Genomic DNA, 15534 nt, shown 5'->3' on the forward strand with positions numbered 1-15534 from the left:
ACTAAAAATGACTATACTCGATAAAATCATAGAACGGAAAAAAATAGAGGTCGAAAAAGCGAAAGCTTCGGTACCCTTGGAGGAATTAGTAAACTATCCCTACTTCAATGTGGCCTGTCTGTCGCTGCGGGAATCCATCTTGGATCCTGATAAAACAGGGATCATCGCCGAATACAAAAGAGCCTCACCATCAAAAGGTGATATCAACAGCAGTGCAAGGGTAGAAGATGTTGTAAAGGCGTACGAAGAAGCGGGAGCTTCAGCAGTTTCTGTCCTGACCGATAGTGAGTTTTTTAAAGGTACTTTAGAGGATCTATCCAATGCACGTCAAGCGATCAGTATTCCTATCCTTCGTAAAGAATTTATTGTGGATAAATATCAGATTGCAGAAGCCAAAGCTTACGGGGCTGATGTTATTCTTCTTATAGCGGCATGCCTCAAAAAAGAGGAGGTTCGGGAGTTCGCGGCCTACGCCCATCAGATCGGACTGAATGTTCTGCTCGAAGTACATAATGAGCAGGAATTGCTCGACAACCTTTTCGATGATATCGATGCCATCGGTGTAAATAACCGAAACCTGAAAGACTTCTCGGTTGACATTCAGCATTCTTATGACCTGTTGGACAAAATACCTTCAGAATATATCAAGGTATCGGAAAGTGGCATATCCAACCCCCAAACCATCCGGGAGTTAAAAAAAGCAGGATTCCAAGCCTTTCTGATCGGCGAAAACTTTATGAAAACAGACGATCCCGGGCAGGCAATCAGGGATTTTGTGAGAGAAATATAGAGAGAGACAGGCAGACTGCCGATGTACGGCTTGATCCGGAGGGATCAGGAATGGGCTGTGACCCATGACCGTTAGCTAACTTTATACTAATGCCAAATTTTGTACCTTTGTAAAAAAAAATTGAAGATGTCGGTCAAGATTGGTGAAAATATTGATTTGGGAGAATTTCCTTTGTTACTCGCGCCGATGGAAGATGTTAGCGATCCTCCATTTCGGTATGTTTGTAAACAGAACGGTGTTGATTTAATGTATACTGAATTTATCTCCTCCGAGGGGTTAATTCGTGATGCAGCCAAATCAATCCAAAAACTCGATATTTTTGAGTATGAAAGGCCTATCGGCATTCAGATATTCGGTGGCGATATTGAGCATATGCGGCAATCTGCGGAGATCTGTACCAAAGCAAATCCCGACCTGATCGATATCAATTACGGCTGTCCTGTCAAAAAGGTGGTCTGTAAAGGAGCTGGATCCTCGCTATTGCAGGATATAGATAAAATGGTGGCAATGACCAAGGCAGTGGTAGAAGCAACACATTTACCGGTCACCGTTAAGACACGCCTGGGCTGGGACGATAACACCAAGAACGTGTATGAGGTCGCAGAGCGGTTACAAGATGTGGGTATCAAAGCACTGGCAATACATGGACGTACACGCGCCCAGTTATATAAAGGACAGGCAGACTGGTCCATGATCCGGGATGTAAAACGCAACCCGCGCATCAAGATCCCGATATTCGGCAACGGAGACGTCGATTCAGTAGAAAAAGCTGCCGCATGGAGACAAGAATATGAAGTCGATGGAATCATGATCGGGCGTGCAGCCATAGGGTATCCCTGGATTTTCCGTGAAATCAAGCATTTCTTCAACACCGGTGAGCGCCTCGAAGGCCCGACCATTGCCGAGCGTGTGGACGTATGCAAAACCCACCTCATCAAATCGATCGAATGGAAAGGCGATAAACTCGGGATTTTCGAGATGCGCAGACACTACGCAAATTATTTCAAAGGCATTCCAAACTTTAAAGAATCTCGCATGAAACTTGTGAGCTTACAGACAAAAGAAGAAATTCTGGAAGTGCTCGAGGAGATTGAACACACATTCCACACAGAATTAATATAATGTTTTTATTGAATACAAAGGCGATAATACTGCTTATCGCCTTTGTTATTTTAGCATGTTACTTCCGCCGGATCAGGCGCACCAGTCCATCCTTTTCAAGCATATAGACCGCAAATAACAGGAGAAGGAGCATAAAGTTCCCGATCCAGATATTACTTTCAAAAATTTGGAAGCTAAGCCAGGAGATCAAAAGTCCCATCGCCAAATAGAGAACAATCTTCAACAATTTATAAGGGATAGGATAATATTTTTGACCCCAGTAAAGTGAAAACCCTATCATAACTAGATACACCATCGTGGTAGACAGCACTGCCCCGACATAAGAATAAATGGGAATAAGCCAGATATTAAGAAGGATAGTAATGACAGCACCTATCCCTGAGATATAAATCGCATAACGTGTGTGGTCAGTCAGCTTATACCAAATGGAAAGATTCATATATATACCCAACAAGACATAGTTAAACAAAAGAATAGGGACTATTTTTAGTCCCGTCCAATAAGCAGCGATCTCCTTTTCATTGCCTCGGATAAAATATTTCAACCAGTCCAGATTGACTGTCAGGCCCACCATTGCGACAACCATCAGGATAACGAAGTACTCCATGATCACTGCATAAGTTTTGGAAGCGTTCTGATTTTTAGAATAGGAAAAGAAGAATGGTTCTGCCCCCAATCTAAAGGCTGTAACAAACAAACTGAGAAATACCGCCAGCTTCGCAACAGCTCCATATATACCCAAATCTTCTTTCCCCGCTTCGCCTGGCATTAGTTTGGGAAAGAACATTTTATCCAGATTCTCATTTATAATAAATGAAATGTTAGCGACCAATATAGGAAGGCTATATCTCAGCATTTCATGCATTAATTTTCGATCAAATCTAAACCGAAAAGCTAATAATTCAGGCAATAACAAAAGTAAAGTGACCAAACTCGCCAGTAAATTAGAAATAAAAACATAACCGATCCAGCCTTCTTTAAACCATGCGCCTGCAAAATTTTCCCAAAAACTGTAAGTATGCACCCAGCTGGGAAGAAAAACGATAAAAAACAGATTTGAAACTACCGTAATACCGATATTGATGAATTTAAGAGCGCTGTACTTATAAGGCCTGCCCTCAGCACGCAATTTGGTAAACGGCACAACTGCAAGCGCATCTGCTACAAGGATAAATGCAAAGTATTTAATATATTGCTCGTATACGGAGACATCTCCCCCGTCAGCAAACCATGCCGCGATGGGGCTTGTGAAAACAAACACGGATAGTAGCAATAGCCCTGAGGTGATCAAGGTAACAAACAAACTGTTATTGTAAACCTTATCCCTATCTTCTGATTCAACTTTCTGGAGGTACCTGAAATAGGTTGTCTCCATACCAAATGCCAGAACAGCATTTAACATCGACATCCAGGCATAGAAATTCGAATAAATCCCATAGACTGCTGCATCCTTAAATTTACGAAGGTAGAGCGGAGTCATTAGGAATCCGATCATCCTCGAAACAATAGTAGTCACACCATAGATGACCGTATCACTAAGAAATTTTTTGACTGTAGACACTGGCTTAGGATTGCGCTTTTTTAACCACTTCAAAATTCGAAAAACCCTTCAGTTCGCCCTCCTGTACCTCTACAGCTTCGACCACTGATTTTTCTGGACCTTCCTGGCAGAAATCCAACAATGCATCAAGAGCGAAATCGTCACCTTCCGCCTCGATATAAACAGAACCGTCCTGCTGGTTCATAACAAACCCCTTGACACCAACCTGGTCTGCAACGGCTTTGGTGGTCAATCGGAAAAAGACTCCTTGTACTTTGCCTCTTACTGAAATGTTCAAATGTTTCATCTGTCATATTTTTTCCCATCAATCAGATGGATATTTCCAGGACCAGGTACTTCATGAGAAGATTTTAATGAGGTACCTGGTCCCAGACTGTTCATAACAGCAAAAGTACAGAAGTTTTTGTGGAATCAAATACTAGGCTAAGCGTTTGACTTTAACTTTATCTGTCAAGCGCATCTGCTCCATCCCCTCAAGTAAAACAATCCCCGGCTTCTTGCCAATTTCCAGTGATCCGTACTGATCCTGGATATTTAATGCGATGGCCCCATTGATCGTTGCCCATTGAATGGTTTGCAAAAAATCGAGCTCTTCGAAATGTTCATGCAATACCTTTAATTCGTCGAGTATCGATAGCTTATCGTTTGAAGCCAAGCTATCTGTTCCGATAGCCAGCAGTTGCCCTGCGTTCACAAAATTGGGGACTTTGGGTAAGGTTCCCTCAATATACAGGTTCGCTTTTGGGCACAGACACCAGACGATATCCCTATCCATACGTTCCACGAAATCCAGATCCTTCAAAGATGTATACGTATTGTGAACCAATATGATCTTATTCGGATAAGGCAGATACGGTAGATACGACTGAATGGAGTTTCTTGCCTGCGCTTTCATCGAATCGGGATCCTTCCCTATACTTTCATAGAATTTTAAAAATTCACCGATTTTGTAACGAAAAAGCTTATTCTCCTCGTCACTTTCCTGGTTGTGTATGCTGAGGATAGTTGTTTCCGTAACGGCTTTCTTAAATTTCTTGAACAACACTTTAGAGCAGGAATAAGGAGCATGCGGTGTAATCGACACATGATTACCTGTAAATTCATGTATCAAGGATTTTGCTTCTTTGATCTTAAAATCTGCTTCAGCAGGCTCAATTCCGATCACCTCTATAAATGTATGGTACAATATCTCCGACTCCTGCTTGACCCTCGAAGAATTGTCTGTATTGGCGTGATCACCTACAGCCACAATACCGTTCTGATACATTTCTTTATCAGCCTTGGCCATTGCATCATCTATTTTTTTCATTGATGCACCACGTGCCGTCATTACCTGACTCAAAAAATTCGGTAGTCCAGTACCTCTCGGTATTACACCCTTCATATGGGACAGTTCGATATGACAATGAGCATTGATAAATCCAGGGATAATCACCCCGTTATATCTCTCGACCTTAGCTTTATCGATCGGCGCAAATGAAGTGGAGTCATAAATACCTTGAATTACTCCTTCCTCATCTACCGCAATGATACCGTCCTTTATGGGCATCGATGTGATCGGCAGAATATAATTAGCACTTAAATATTTTAACATATTACTTCCTCGCTCTCATTTAAATTGGTAACCTAATTATTCAAAAAATTTTTGATTCATTGAATACACTAACAGTAGAAAAATCTATGCCAAGGTACCTAAAAAGAATTATAAATACCAAAAACCAACATATACGTAAAATTTTAAACAACAAGGAAAATACAAGGAAAATTCACTTTGCCGCATTCTTGTCATAAATCACATCTTTATAGGTCATTCCAATTTTAATTTATATATTCGCAGCGTCGAATAGGGGTGCCTTGTTTTGTCAAGAACACAAATACAGGCTGAGATTATACCCGACAGATTAAGTTCTGTGCACCTGATCCAGGTAATGCTGGCGGAGGGAGAGGTTAGTTAAATGATGCGATCGTAGTAACCCCTTGCTACGATTTGTTTAACTTAAAGAAAATACATCAACATGATCAAAATTTTGATTTGTAGCGCTTTAGCTACTGTTTTTGGCCAATATGCTGTTGCTCAGCATAATCTGACTATTAAAGTTGTGGACAAAAACAACCAAAAACCGTTACACAACGCGTCTATAGTTATAGATGGACAGACAGCTTTGACTGGCAATTCGGATCAGCAGGGCCTTGTCAAATGGTACAATATCAAGAATGGCGAGTATGCGGTCCGCGTGTCTTTTGTTGGATACGAAACCTTACAGAAGAGACTAACAATTGACCGTGACCTGGAAATGACCATTCAGCTCGATCCAAGAACAATCCGTACCGAAGAAGTGCTTGTGGTTTCTACCCGTGCCAGAAAAAATGCCCCCACAACCTTCAAAAACATCTCAAAAGAAGACATCTCCCGCAACAATTTTGGGCAGGATATTCCATATCTACTAAATCAGACTCCCTCGGTTCAGGTCAACTCTGATGCTGGCGCGGGGATAGGTTATACGAGCATGACCATCCGCGGGTCGGACAACCAACGGATCAACGTCACCTTAAATGGCATCCCTCTCAACGATGCCGAAAGTATGGGTTCCTTCTTTGTCAATCTTCCTGATTTCGCTTCTTCAACAGAGAGCATTCAAGTGCAGCGGGGCATCGGAACCTCGACAAACGGTGCAGGCTCCTTTGGAGCATCTTTAAATATTCAGTCGAATACGCTGGTCGAGCAACCTTACGCTGAATTGAACAACTCGTTTGGATCCTATAACAGCTGGAAGAACACGGTCAGGCTGGGAACAGGACTGATCAACGACAAATTTGCCTTCAACACCAGGCTTTCCAGAATTAGCAGTGACGGATATATCGAGCGGGGCGCTTCTGATCTACAATCCTTTTATCTCGACGGCGGTTATTATGGTAAAAAGCATACTTTAAAAGGCATTGTATTCTGGGGAAAAGAAAAAACCTACCAGGCCTGGAACGGCGTACCCGAACCTTTAATCACTGGAGACAGATCCCGGATGGACGATTATGCGGCGAATGGACTGGGGGTATCCGGAGCTGAAAAAGACCGGTTTATGAATGCCGGGAGGAACTATAACGTCTACACCTATAAAAACCAGACGGACAATTATACTCAAAAGCATCACCAGCTCCATTACAGCAATATACTGAATGATAAGCTCACATTGAATACAGCGCTCCATTACACAAGGGGGTATGGTTATTATGAAGAATTTAGACAATCGGATTCATTAAACCACTATGGATTAACAGATGTAAACATAGGGAACGAAAAAATAGAAACGACAGACCTCGTCAGAAGAAGATGGCTCGACAACTACTTTTACGGTGCTACCTACGCATTGAATTACAAACCCAATGATCACCTGGAAATTATCTGGGGTGGTGCCTACAATCAATATAAAGGCAAGCATTATGGCGAAGTGATATGGGCGCAATACGCGTCGACAGGTTTTCTGGACGATAAATATTATTTCGGAAAATCGCAGAAAAATGACTTTAGCAACTTCCTGAAGCTGGATTATAAATCGGATAAATGGATTTTGATGGCCGACGTCCAATACCGCAATGTCAATTACAAGATGTATGGAGATGATGACAAAGTGAAAAACTATGATTACCATCCAAAATTTAATTTTCTGAATCCGAAAGCTGGTGCAACATTTCTTTTAAATGAGTATTCCAATGTATATGCTTCTTATGCTTTTGCGCAGAAGGAGCCGGTACGGAAGGACTTTATAGAGAAAAACAGTAAGCTGGCCGATCCAACACCCGAAAAAATGCAGGATATCGAACTGGGCTACCGGTTTAACAATACGGTATTCAATATCGGGCTCAACGGATATGGCATGTTCTATAAAGATCAGCTGATACCCACTGGAGAAATCAGTGACACCGGCGCACCGATCCGCCAGAATGTTAAGGATAGCTATAGAATAGGCCTCGAATTCGACGGAGCCTGGAACATCAGTCAACAGCTAAACTGGAAAGCTACCGCCTCCATCAGCCAAAACAAGATAAACGATTTTGAAGAAGTCATTGGTGATGTTAAGATCTTTTATCCGAAAACGAATATTGCTTTATCTCCAAATACCATACTGTCGAGCAATTTTTCCTACAGCCCGATTGAACGGCTGAGCTTTTCCTTGTTATCCAAATATGTGAGCCGCCAATACCTTGATAATTCATCGGCAAAAGAAAGAAGCATCTCCCCCTACTTTGTGAACAACCTGTTGACAAGTTACAGCCTGACTGCCTTTGGCATCCGGGATATCAGCCTCAGTCTCCAGGTCAACAACATATTCAACGAGAAATACGAGACCAGCGGATATACCTTTGGCGGCATGGAAGGCGATACCAGAATATACTATAATTTCTATTTTCCTCAGGCGCCCACCAATTTTATGCTTGGTTTAAATATTAAGTTTTAAAAGATCCTGTCCGTCAAACAGAGCCTCCTTTTACTGCACAGAAAAGGAGGCTCTTCCGTTGGGGGCTACATAAATTTAAGATGCTATGGCTTTGATCATTTGATTTTTTAACTTTGGCCCTATACTTTTTATTATGCGCGCAGTCATACAACGAGTAAAACATGCTTCCTGCACTGTCGATAGCCAAATGACGGGACAGATCCAGCAGGGCTTGCTGATTTTATTGGGAATAGAAGAAGCCGACACGATGGAAGACCTAAAATGGTTAGGACAAAAATTTGTTAACCTACGTATCTTTGAAGACGAACATGGACTGATGAACAAATCCATTCAGGATATCGGTGGGAATATTTTGCTGATATCCCAGTTCACCTTGTTTGCCCAGACAAAAAAAGGCAATAGACCTTCTTTTATACGGGCGGCTAAACCGAATACGGCCAAACCGCTTTACGAAGAAATGGCTAAACTGCTATCGCAGTTGATTAATCAACAAGTACAGCTGGGAGTTTTCGGTGCTGACATGAAAATCAATTTACTCAACGATGGCCCAGTCACCATAATTATGGATACAAAGGATAAAGACAATTTTTAAACCGCTTAAATACACAACATGACAATCAAAGAAGCTCAGGATCTAATCGATAAATGGATCAATAGCACCGGTGTTCGGTATTTCAACGAATTAACCAATACCGCCATACTCATGGAGGAGGTCGGCGAGGTCGCAAGGATCATGGCACGGCAATATGGCGAGCAGTCATTCAAAAAATCCGACAAAGATATTGACCTGGCCGATGAGATGGCCGATGTACTCTTTGTCCTCATGTGTCTGGCCAACCAAACTGGTATTGACCTCACCGAGGCACTGGAGAACAACCTGCAAAAGAAATCTATCCGGGATGCCGACCGTCACCGGAACAATGAGAAATTAAAATGAAAAGACTATTTATTTTTTCGATGATAACAGCCTTGCTGTTTACCTCCTGTTCCAGCACTCGTCTACAGTCTGACATACGTAAAGATAAAGTGTTCACTTTCAGCAGGGCTGCCGTAGTCACGGCCCATCCCTTAGCTTCCGAAGTAGGTGTTATGGTTCTGAAAAAAGGAGGAAATGCCGTAGACGCCGCTGTTGCCGTCCAGTTTGCCCTTGCAGTAGTTTATCCAAACGCTGGAAATATCGGCGGCGGTGGATTCATGCTTTACCGCGATCACCAAGGCAGATTTGATGCGCTGGACTTTCGTGAAACCGCGCCCAGCCGAGCTCATAGGGATATGTACCTGGATGCACAGGGCGCTGTCATTCCGGAACTTAGCCTGTATAGCAGATTGGCATCGGGCGTACCGGGATCAGTTGCCGGAATGTGGGAGGCACACCAAAAATATGGCAAGCTTGCGTGGAAAGACCTTATTCTACCTGCTGTGACGCTTGCAAAGAAAGGCTTTAAGATCAGCAAAAGACAAGCTGACGAATTTGAAGCTCATAAAGATCGCTTTGTCAAGCTCAATCCCACAGGTCCTGCAATAATTAAAAATGGGGTCTGGAAAGCGGGTGATCTATTTGTTCAGGAGCAACTGGCCAGTACATTGGAAAGAATCGCCAATCAGGGTCGGGATGGCTTCTATAAGGGCAAAACCGCAGACCTGCTGGTAGCTGAAATGAAAAAAGGGAATGGCTTGATTAACCATCAGGATCTAGCGGAGTATAAAGCCATCTGGCGTGATCCGATTGCATCGACTTACCGTGGCCATAAAGTGGTTTCAATGCCACCACCATCCAGCGGCGGAACTTCTCTATTGGCCTTATTAAAGTCAGTTGAACAATTTCCATTGCGTAGCTGGGGCTTTCAGACCGATTCCACGGTACGGGTGATGGTAGAAGCCGAACGACGGGTCTATGCCAATCGGGCAAAATATCTAGGGGATCCCGATTTTATCAATGTCCCCATACAGCAACTAATAGATTCCGCTGCAAATGCTGCCAAACTTTCTCCGTTTAACTTTCACAAGGCGACACCTAGCAAAGATGTCAGCGCCGATGCCATCCCAGGCTATGAAAGCGAACAGACCACGCATTTCAATATCGTGGATCAAGAAGGAAATGCAGTCTCCATAACGACGACACTCAACGATTCCTATGGATCCGGAGTCATCGTTGACGGAGCTGGATTCTTGCTGAATAATGAAATGGACGATTTTTCCATTAAAACCGGCGTACCCAACATGTATGGGTTAACGGGAGAAAAGGCGAATGAAATACAGCCGGGAAAAAGGATGCTGAGCTCCATGACGCCAACTATTCTCGAAAAGGATGGCAAACTATTTATGGTCGTCGGCACCCCCGGAGGTTCCACAATTATTACATCTGTTTTCCAGACCATTTTAAATGTCATAGATTTTGGCCAAAATGCACAATCAGCTGTAAGTGCACCGCGATTTCATCATCAATGGCTGCCAGACCGTATCGATGTAGAAAACGATGCCATCCATTCAGCAGTCCGTGAAAAGTTGACAGAAGATGGTTATGCCATCCATCCCAGAGGCGCAATAGGCCGCGTTGAAAACATCCTTATTCTCCCGAATGGCAAACTGCAAACGGGCGCAGATCCGAGGGGTGATGACACGGCAAAGGGATACTGACAATTTGCCAAAAGTCAATTTTTTAAATAAAAAACTAAAACAGATGAGCGTTATACATTAAAAAAGTCAATATCTCCAGGAATATAACACAAAACGCAATCCTCCGATAAAAACACTCAATAATAGTTGATATTACATCCAATTAATATCAACTATTTAAGATATATTCGCCAAAGAAATAAGCCAAAACTTTATGTTAAAAAACAACTACTCCATTACATTTATCGTATTTGCCTTTATTGCGCTACTCGGAAGCTGCGGGTTAATGAGGCCAATGGATTTCACCAACATCAAGGTAGGTATGAACCAACAGCAAGTTATCCAAAAAATAGGAAAGCCAAACCTCGTCGTAGCCTCAAAAAAATATGACGATGGAGTTTTGGAAATTTATGAATACATCATCGGAGGAGACTCCACACATGTGAGAAGAAATTGGTTGCATTTTTTTAATAATGAATTGCAAGAATGGGGACCTAAAGAAAACTACTCTCCGAATGATTACGATGAATATCATAGACGCTACCGGCGTAACCGGTAAAAAAAGAAGGCCCATCTGGTATTCAGATGGGCCTCTTTTATCATATAGCAGGATGATCTTACATCATACCACCCATACCGCCACCCATTGGAGGAGCACCAGCACCTACAGGGTTTTCTTCTGCTTCGTCAGCAAGGACACACTCTGTTGTCAACAACATGGAAGCAACAGAAGCAGCGTTTTCCAACGCTACACGAGACACCTTAGTTGGATCGATGACACCGGCAGAAATTAAGTTTTCATAACGGTCAGCACGCGCGTTGTAACCAAAGTCAGCAGTTCCTTCTTTTACTTTCTGAACAATAACGGCACCTTCGATACCTGCGTTGTTGCAGATCTGACGCAATGGCTCTTCAATAGCACGTTTGATGATATCGATACCGATTTGCTCATCTTCATTTTCACCTTTAAGATCAGCTAAAGCATCGGTAGCACGGATGAAAGCAACACCACCACCAGCAACGATACCTTCTTCCACAGCTGCGCGAGTAGCATGCAAAGCATCATCTACGCGGTCTTTTTTCTCTTTCATCTCAACTTCAGTAGTTGCACCTACATATAATACGGCTACACCACCTGACAATTTTGCCAAACGCTCCTGTAATTTCTCGCGATCGTAATCAGATGTAGTCGTTTCGATTTGAGAACGGATCTGAGCAACACGTGCTTTGATGTCTTCTACATTACCAGAACCGTTGATAATTGTAGTATTGTCTTTGTCCACTTGCACTTTTTCTGCTTGACCCAAGTAAGACAATTCTGCATTTTCTAGTTTGAAACCTCTTTCTTCCGAGATTACTGTACCACCGGTTAAGATAGCGATATCTTCCAACATGGCTTTACGACGGTCACCGAAACCTGGCGCTTTTACAGCAGCAACTTTCAATGATCCACGGATTTTGTTCACAACCAATGTAGCAAGAGCTTCACCGTCTAAATCTTCAGCGATGATCAACAATGGCTTACCAGTTTGAACTTGTTTTTCCAAAATTGGCAACAACTCTTTCATGTTGCTGATTTTCTTGTCGTAGATCAAAATGTAAGGGTTATCCAATTCCGCTTCCATTTTGTCTGAATTTGTAACGAAATATGGCGACAAATATCCGCGGTCAAACTGCATACCTTCCACAGTTTTCACTTCTGTCTCAGTACCTTTTGCTTCCTCAACCGTGATAACTCCGTCATTACCCACTTTTTGCATAGCTTCTGCAATTAACGAACCGATTACTTCGTCGTTGTTTGCGGAGATGGTAGCCACTTGTTTGATCTTGTTGTTATCCTGACCAACTTCTTGTGACTGTGATTTAAGGTTAGCCACCACAGTAGCCACAGCTTTGTCGATACCACGTTTTAGATCCATTGGATTTGCTCCTGCAGCCACAGATTTGATACCTGGTGCAACAATAGCTTGTGCCAATACAGTAGCGGTTGTTGTACCATCACCAGCCTGATCTGCTGTTTTGGAAGCTACTTCTTTGACCATTTGAGCACCCATATTCTCCAAAGCGTCTTTTAATTCGATTTCTTTCGCAACCGAAACACCATCTTTAGTAATCACTGGAGCACCAAATTTTTTCTCGATGATTACGTTACGTCCTTTAGGACCCAATGTTACTTTAACCGCATTTGCTAAAGTGTCTACACCTTTCTTTAGGGCCTCACGAGCCTCAACATTATATTTTACTTGTTTTGCCATTTTTATTTGATGTTTAGTATTATGAGTATTCACTACTCGATCATACAATAACCTTTTGATTGATTTGAACTACAACGAGTTCATGATTTTTAAAGTTTAATTAGATAACTGCGTAAATATCGGACTCACGCATAATTAAGTACTCTTTTCCTTCGTAAGTGATTTCAGTACCGGCATATTTACCATACAATACTTTGTCACCAACTTTTACAGTTAACGGCTCGTCAACTTTACCTGTACCTACAGCAACAACTGTACCTTGAGATGGTTTTTCTTTTGCTGTATCGGGGATATACAACCCTGAAGCTGTTTTTTCTTCTGCTGGAGCAGCCTCTACTACTACTCTGTCTCCGATAGGTTTGATACTTAATGCCATAATTAATTTACTTTTTATCTGTTATTGAATTTATTTTTATGTTATAATCGTTATAGACACATCATCTTCTATGCCAATTGTCAATAAGACCTGGCATAAGACATTTTTTCATCGAAAACTGGGTACTATCAGCCGCAAATAGTCATTGGGCTGTCAGCCTGTCACTGTCTGCTGACAGTCTTTCAAATCAACATCCAGGACATCAATACAAAAAAAAGCCCTGTCTTATGGACAGGGCTCGTAATCTTTGTGTCATTAACTATTTCTTAGCCTCTGCTGGCTTCGTCTCTGAAGTAGAAGCCGGCGCCTTTTCTGTTGGCGCTGGAGTAGCTTTGTCTTGCCCGGCTGGCGCACCTGCAGGTTTCTGTGCCGGAGTTCCAAGATTCAATGGACCTTGCTGCACAGGCGCCTCGATCTGACCACCTAATCCTCCTTTCGACGTGCTCGGGGATGTACCAAGGATATTTACACCTAGGCTGAATACCATAATGGCAATGACCATGATCCATGTACCTTTCTCCAAAAAGTCACCTGTACGTTTTACCCCCATCAGGTTAGTACCTCCGGCAAAGCCTGACGATAACCCCCCTCCTTTTGGATTTTGGATTAAAACTAAAAACGCTAAAATAATACTAGCTAATATGATAAGACCGATTAATAATCCTTGCATCTCTTTATGTAATTAATTTAATTTCTTTTCTAATTCTGTTATGCGTGCCGCAAAATAAGCATTTTTTTCTGGATATTTCAAAACTAATTTTTTGTAAACCTCTATCGCTTTAGGATATAAACCTTGTTCAGTATAGATTTTGGCCAGAGTCTCCGTCACCAGAGAATATTGATCTTCCGAACTTTTCCGCGCCTTGTTTTCCAAATCCAGCTTTTCAGCCTGCAACGGCTGGATCATTGGCTCCTCACGAATAAATTTTTCAATCACTTCATCCGTTTTGCGCGGTATCTGAAAGGCGATCGTTGTTTTCACGGCATCACTCAGTTTGGCTTCTGGTGACTGCAGATGGAAAATATTTTCCCGGATCTGCTGATCGAGGAGTTGGCTGTCTAATTTCTCATGAATCTTTGCAATATCATCATGGGAAGGCGTCATTCGTCTTAGAGGTGATTTGACATAGGGCTGGTAAGTCTCTGCGTATTCCAGTCTCGTCTTATGTAACCACCACAGAAAGCTATACGGCATTGTATCATCATCGTATACAGATACGCGTTCTTGGCCCGTGGCTGTTACAGAAGGGATTACAGCTGCATCCCCAGATTCCACAGTGGAAACTTCGGATTGGTTTTCTGCTTCTTTATGCGGCTCTTCTGCCTCGCTATGCTGTTGCTCCGTATTTCTGTACTGTTCTTCCGAACGGAAATAATCTTGGGCCACGCCCGCCTGGATCAGACGATCCAATTCATCAATATCCCCTTTTGCCGGAATTGTCTCAGCCTCTGTAGCAGCCTCAACGGCAGACACGGCATCGAGTATCTCCACCACCTCAACCTCGGCCTCTTCACCTAGGATCTGCATCCGCTCTTCAGCAATACGATCCTCATCTTCCAACACATTATCCATAGGCGCCGATGCAGTCTGCGTACCCGGCTTTCTATGCATAAATTCATACAGCCAATTGGGTGAAGAAGCATATAGTAGGGTAGATGACAGATTTTGAACAGCTTTGTGCTCTTCAAAAATTTTACGCTCGTAGACAAACCGTAAGCCTTGGACATAAGGATATTTCTCGATCAAAGCCAATATCACATCTTCTTCAACCGCCCCAGGCTGATTGATCACCTGAGAAAAAAGCTCATGATTGGATAATGCCATATACATTCAGTTTAGAACAGGATTACCAATTGGCAAATGCCTTGTTATAAATATCCTCAGTCAACATCTGGATTACTTCTTTACCCAAAGTCTCTTCCTGTGCACTCTGTAAGTTACCGGCAAACTCTTTAAACCGCGTAAAAGGCTGCTCGAAATCATCTTTAGGATTGATCTTATTGTGATAAGAAACTTTTACGGTAATGGTCAATCTATTCATGGCTGCACGGTCGGTACCGGCCTCCACAGCAGCAGGACTGATCGTATAATCAGTAATAAAACCTTCAAAGGTAGCGTCGCCATCCTGATTCACCTGGCTCAACCGGGACTGGTTCCGGATACGTTCTTTTAAAGCTTCTGTAAAATTCTGACTTAAGGTCGGATACACCAGCGGAGCGATATTCTCAAAATATTGGATGTTCACCGTCTTCATTCCTTCCGGAATAGAGCCTCCGGTAAAGCTGTACTTCACACCGCAGCTGTTGATGACGAATAGGAAGACCACCGTCAATAGGGTATATAATATTCTTTTTGACACCAT

Annotated in this window: 15 protein-coding genes; 7 read left to right on the forward strand and 8 right to left on the reverse strand. The window is 42.6% G+C overall.

Going from position 1 to position 15534, the window contains the following annotated elements; all coding sequences use genetic code 11:
- Positions 1–7: 7 nt before the first annotated feature.
- A complete protein-coding gene (trpC, locus tag FGL37_RS05280; protein ID WP_028070699.1) occupies positions 8–790 on the forward strand; it encodes an indole-3-glycerol phosphate synthase TrpC in 783 nt (260 codons plus the stop codon).
- 126 nt (positions 791–916) lie between these two features.
- On the forward strand, positions 917–1912 hold the full coding sequence (gene dusB, locus FGL37_RS05285) for a tRNA dihydrouridine synthase DusB (protein ID WP_028070700.1): 996 nt from the start codon (positions 917–919) through the stop codon (positions 1910–1912).
- A 58-nt stretch (positions 1913–1970) separates the two neighbouring features.
- Here dusB and FGL37_RS05290 read toward each other — a convergent pair whose 3' ends face one another.
- From FGL37_RS05290 to FGL37_RS05300, 3 genes are all read right to left on the reverse strand, one after another.
- Positions 1971–3473, reverse strand: a complete 1503-nt coding sequence (locus FGL37_RS05290) for a lipopolysaccharide biosynthesis protein (protein ID WP_028070701.1) — start codon at positions 3471–3473, stop codon at positions 1971–1973.
- Between the two features lie 4 nt (positions 3474–3477).
- Positions 3478–3759: an acylphosphatase gene (locus tag FGL37_RS05295; protein ID WP_028070702.1), complete on the reverse strand. Its 282-nt coding sequence runs from the start codon at positions 3757–3759 to the stop codon at positions 3478–3480.
- Between the two features lie 132 nt (positions 3760–3891).
- Entirely contained in the window at positions 3892–5067 is a 1176-nt protein-coding gene (locus FGL37_RS05300) for an amidohydrolase family protein (protein ID WP_028070703.1), read from the reverse strand.
- Between the two features lie 421 nt (positions 5068–5488).
- On the opposite strand from FGL37_RS05300, the gene FGL37_RS05305 reads away from it, so the two are divergent.
- The 5 genes from FGL37_RS05305 (at position 5489) to FGL37_RS05325 (ending at position 11099) form a co-directional block, all read left to right on the forward strand.
- Positions 5489–7924 carry a TonB-dependent receptor gene (locus FGL37_RS05305; RefSeq protein WP_037533758.1) on the forward strand — a complete coding sequence of 812 codons (2436 nt, stop codon included), beginning with the start codon at positions 5489–5491 and terminating at the stop codon, positions 7922–7924.
- Between the two features lie 133 nt (positions 7925–8057).
- Entirely contained in the window at positions 8058–8516 is a 459-nt protein-coding gene (gene dtd, locus FGL37_RS05310; protein ID WP_028070705.1) for a D-aminoacyl-tRNA deacylase, read from the forward strand.
- Between the two features lie 18 nt (positions 8517–8534).
- Positions 8535–8861 (forward strand): nucleotide pyrophosphohydrolase, encoded by a 327-nt coding sequence (locus tag FGL37_RS05315; protein ID WP_028070706.1) that lies wholly within the window; start codon positions 8535–8537, stop codon positions 8859–8861.
- Entirely contained in the window at positions 8858–10561 is a 1704-nt protein-coding gene (ggt, locus tag FGL37_RS05320; RefSeq protein WP_028070707.1) for a gamma-glutamyltransferase, read from the forward strand. The genes FGL37_RS05315 and ggt overlap by 4 nt, the downstream gene beginning before the upstream one ends.
- 193 nt (positions 10562–10754) lie before the next feature.
- The gene (locus tag FGL37_RS05325; protein ID WP_037533761.1) at positions 10755–11099 is read left to right on the forward strand and encodes a hypothetical protein; all 345 of its coding nucleotides are present in this window, start codon (positions 10755–10757) and stop codon (positions 11097–11099) included.
- Positions 11100–11157: 58 nt separating this feature from the next.
- Here FGL37_RS05325 and groL read toward each other — a convergent pair whose 3' ends face one another.
- The 5 genes from groL to FGL37_RS05350 form a co-directional block, all read right to left on the reverse strand.
- On the reverse strand, positions 11158–12795 hold the full coding sequence (groL, locus tag FGL37_RS05330) for a chaperonin GroEL (protein ID WP_028070709.1): 1638 nt from the start codon (positions 12793–12795) through the stop codon (positions 11158–11160).
- Positions 12796–12895: 100 nt separating this feature from the next.
- Complete coding sequence (locus FGL37_RS05335) at positions 12896–13171, reverse strand: co-chaperone GroES (RefSeq protein ID WP_028070710.1); 276 nt, start codon at positions 13169–13171, stop codon at positions 12896–12898.
- Between the two features lie 259 nt (positions 13172–13430).
- A complete protein-coding gene (secG, locus tag FGL37_RS05340; protein WP_028070711.1) occupies positions 13431–13841 on the reverse strand; it encodes a preprotein translocase subunit SecG in 411 nt (136 codons plus the stop codon).
- 12 nt (positions 13842–13853) lie between these two features.
- A complete protein-coding gene (locus FGL37_RS05345) occupies positions 13854–14996 on the reverse strand; it encodes a DUF8458 domain-containing protein (RefSeq protein WP_028070712.1) in 1143 nt (380 codons plus the stop codon).
- A gap of 22 nt (positions 14997–15018) precedes the next feature.
- Positions 15019–15534: an LptE family protein gene (locus tag FGL37_RS05350; RefSeq protein WP_028070713.1), complete on the reverse strand. Its 516-nt coding sequence runs from the start codon at positions 15532–15534 to the stop codon at positions 15019–15021.

The organism is Sphingobacterium thalpophilum, from assembly GCF_901482695.1.
GTDB lineage: Bacteria > Bacteroidota > Bacteroidia > Sphingobacteriales > Sphingobacteriaceae > Sphingobacterium > Sphingobacterium thalpophilum.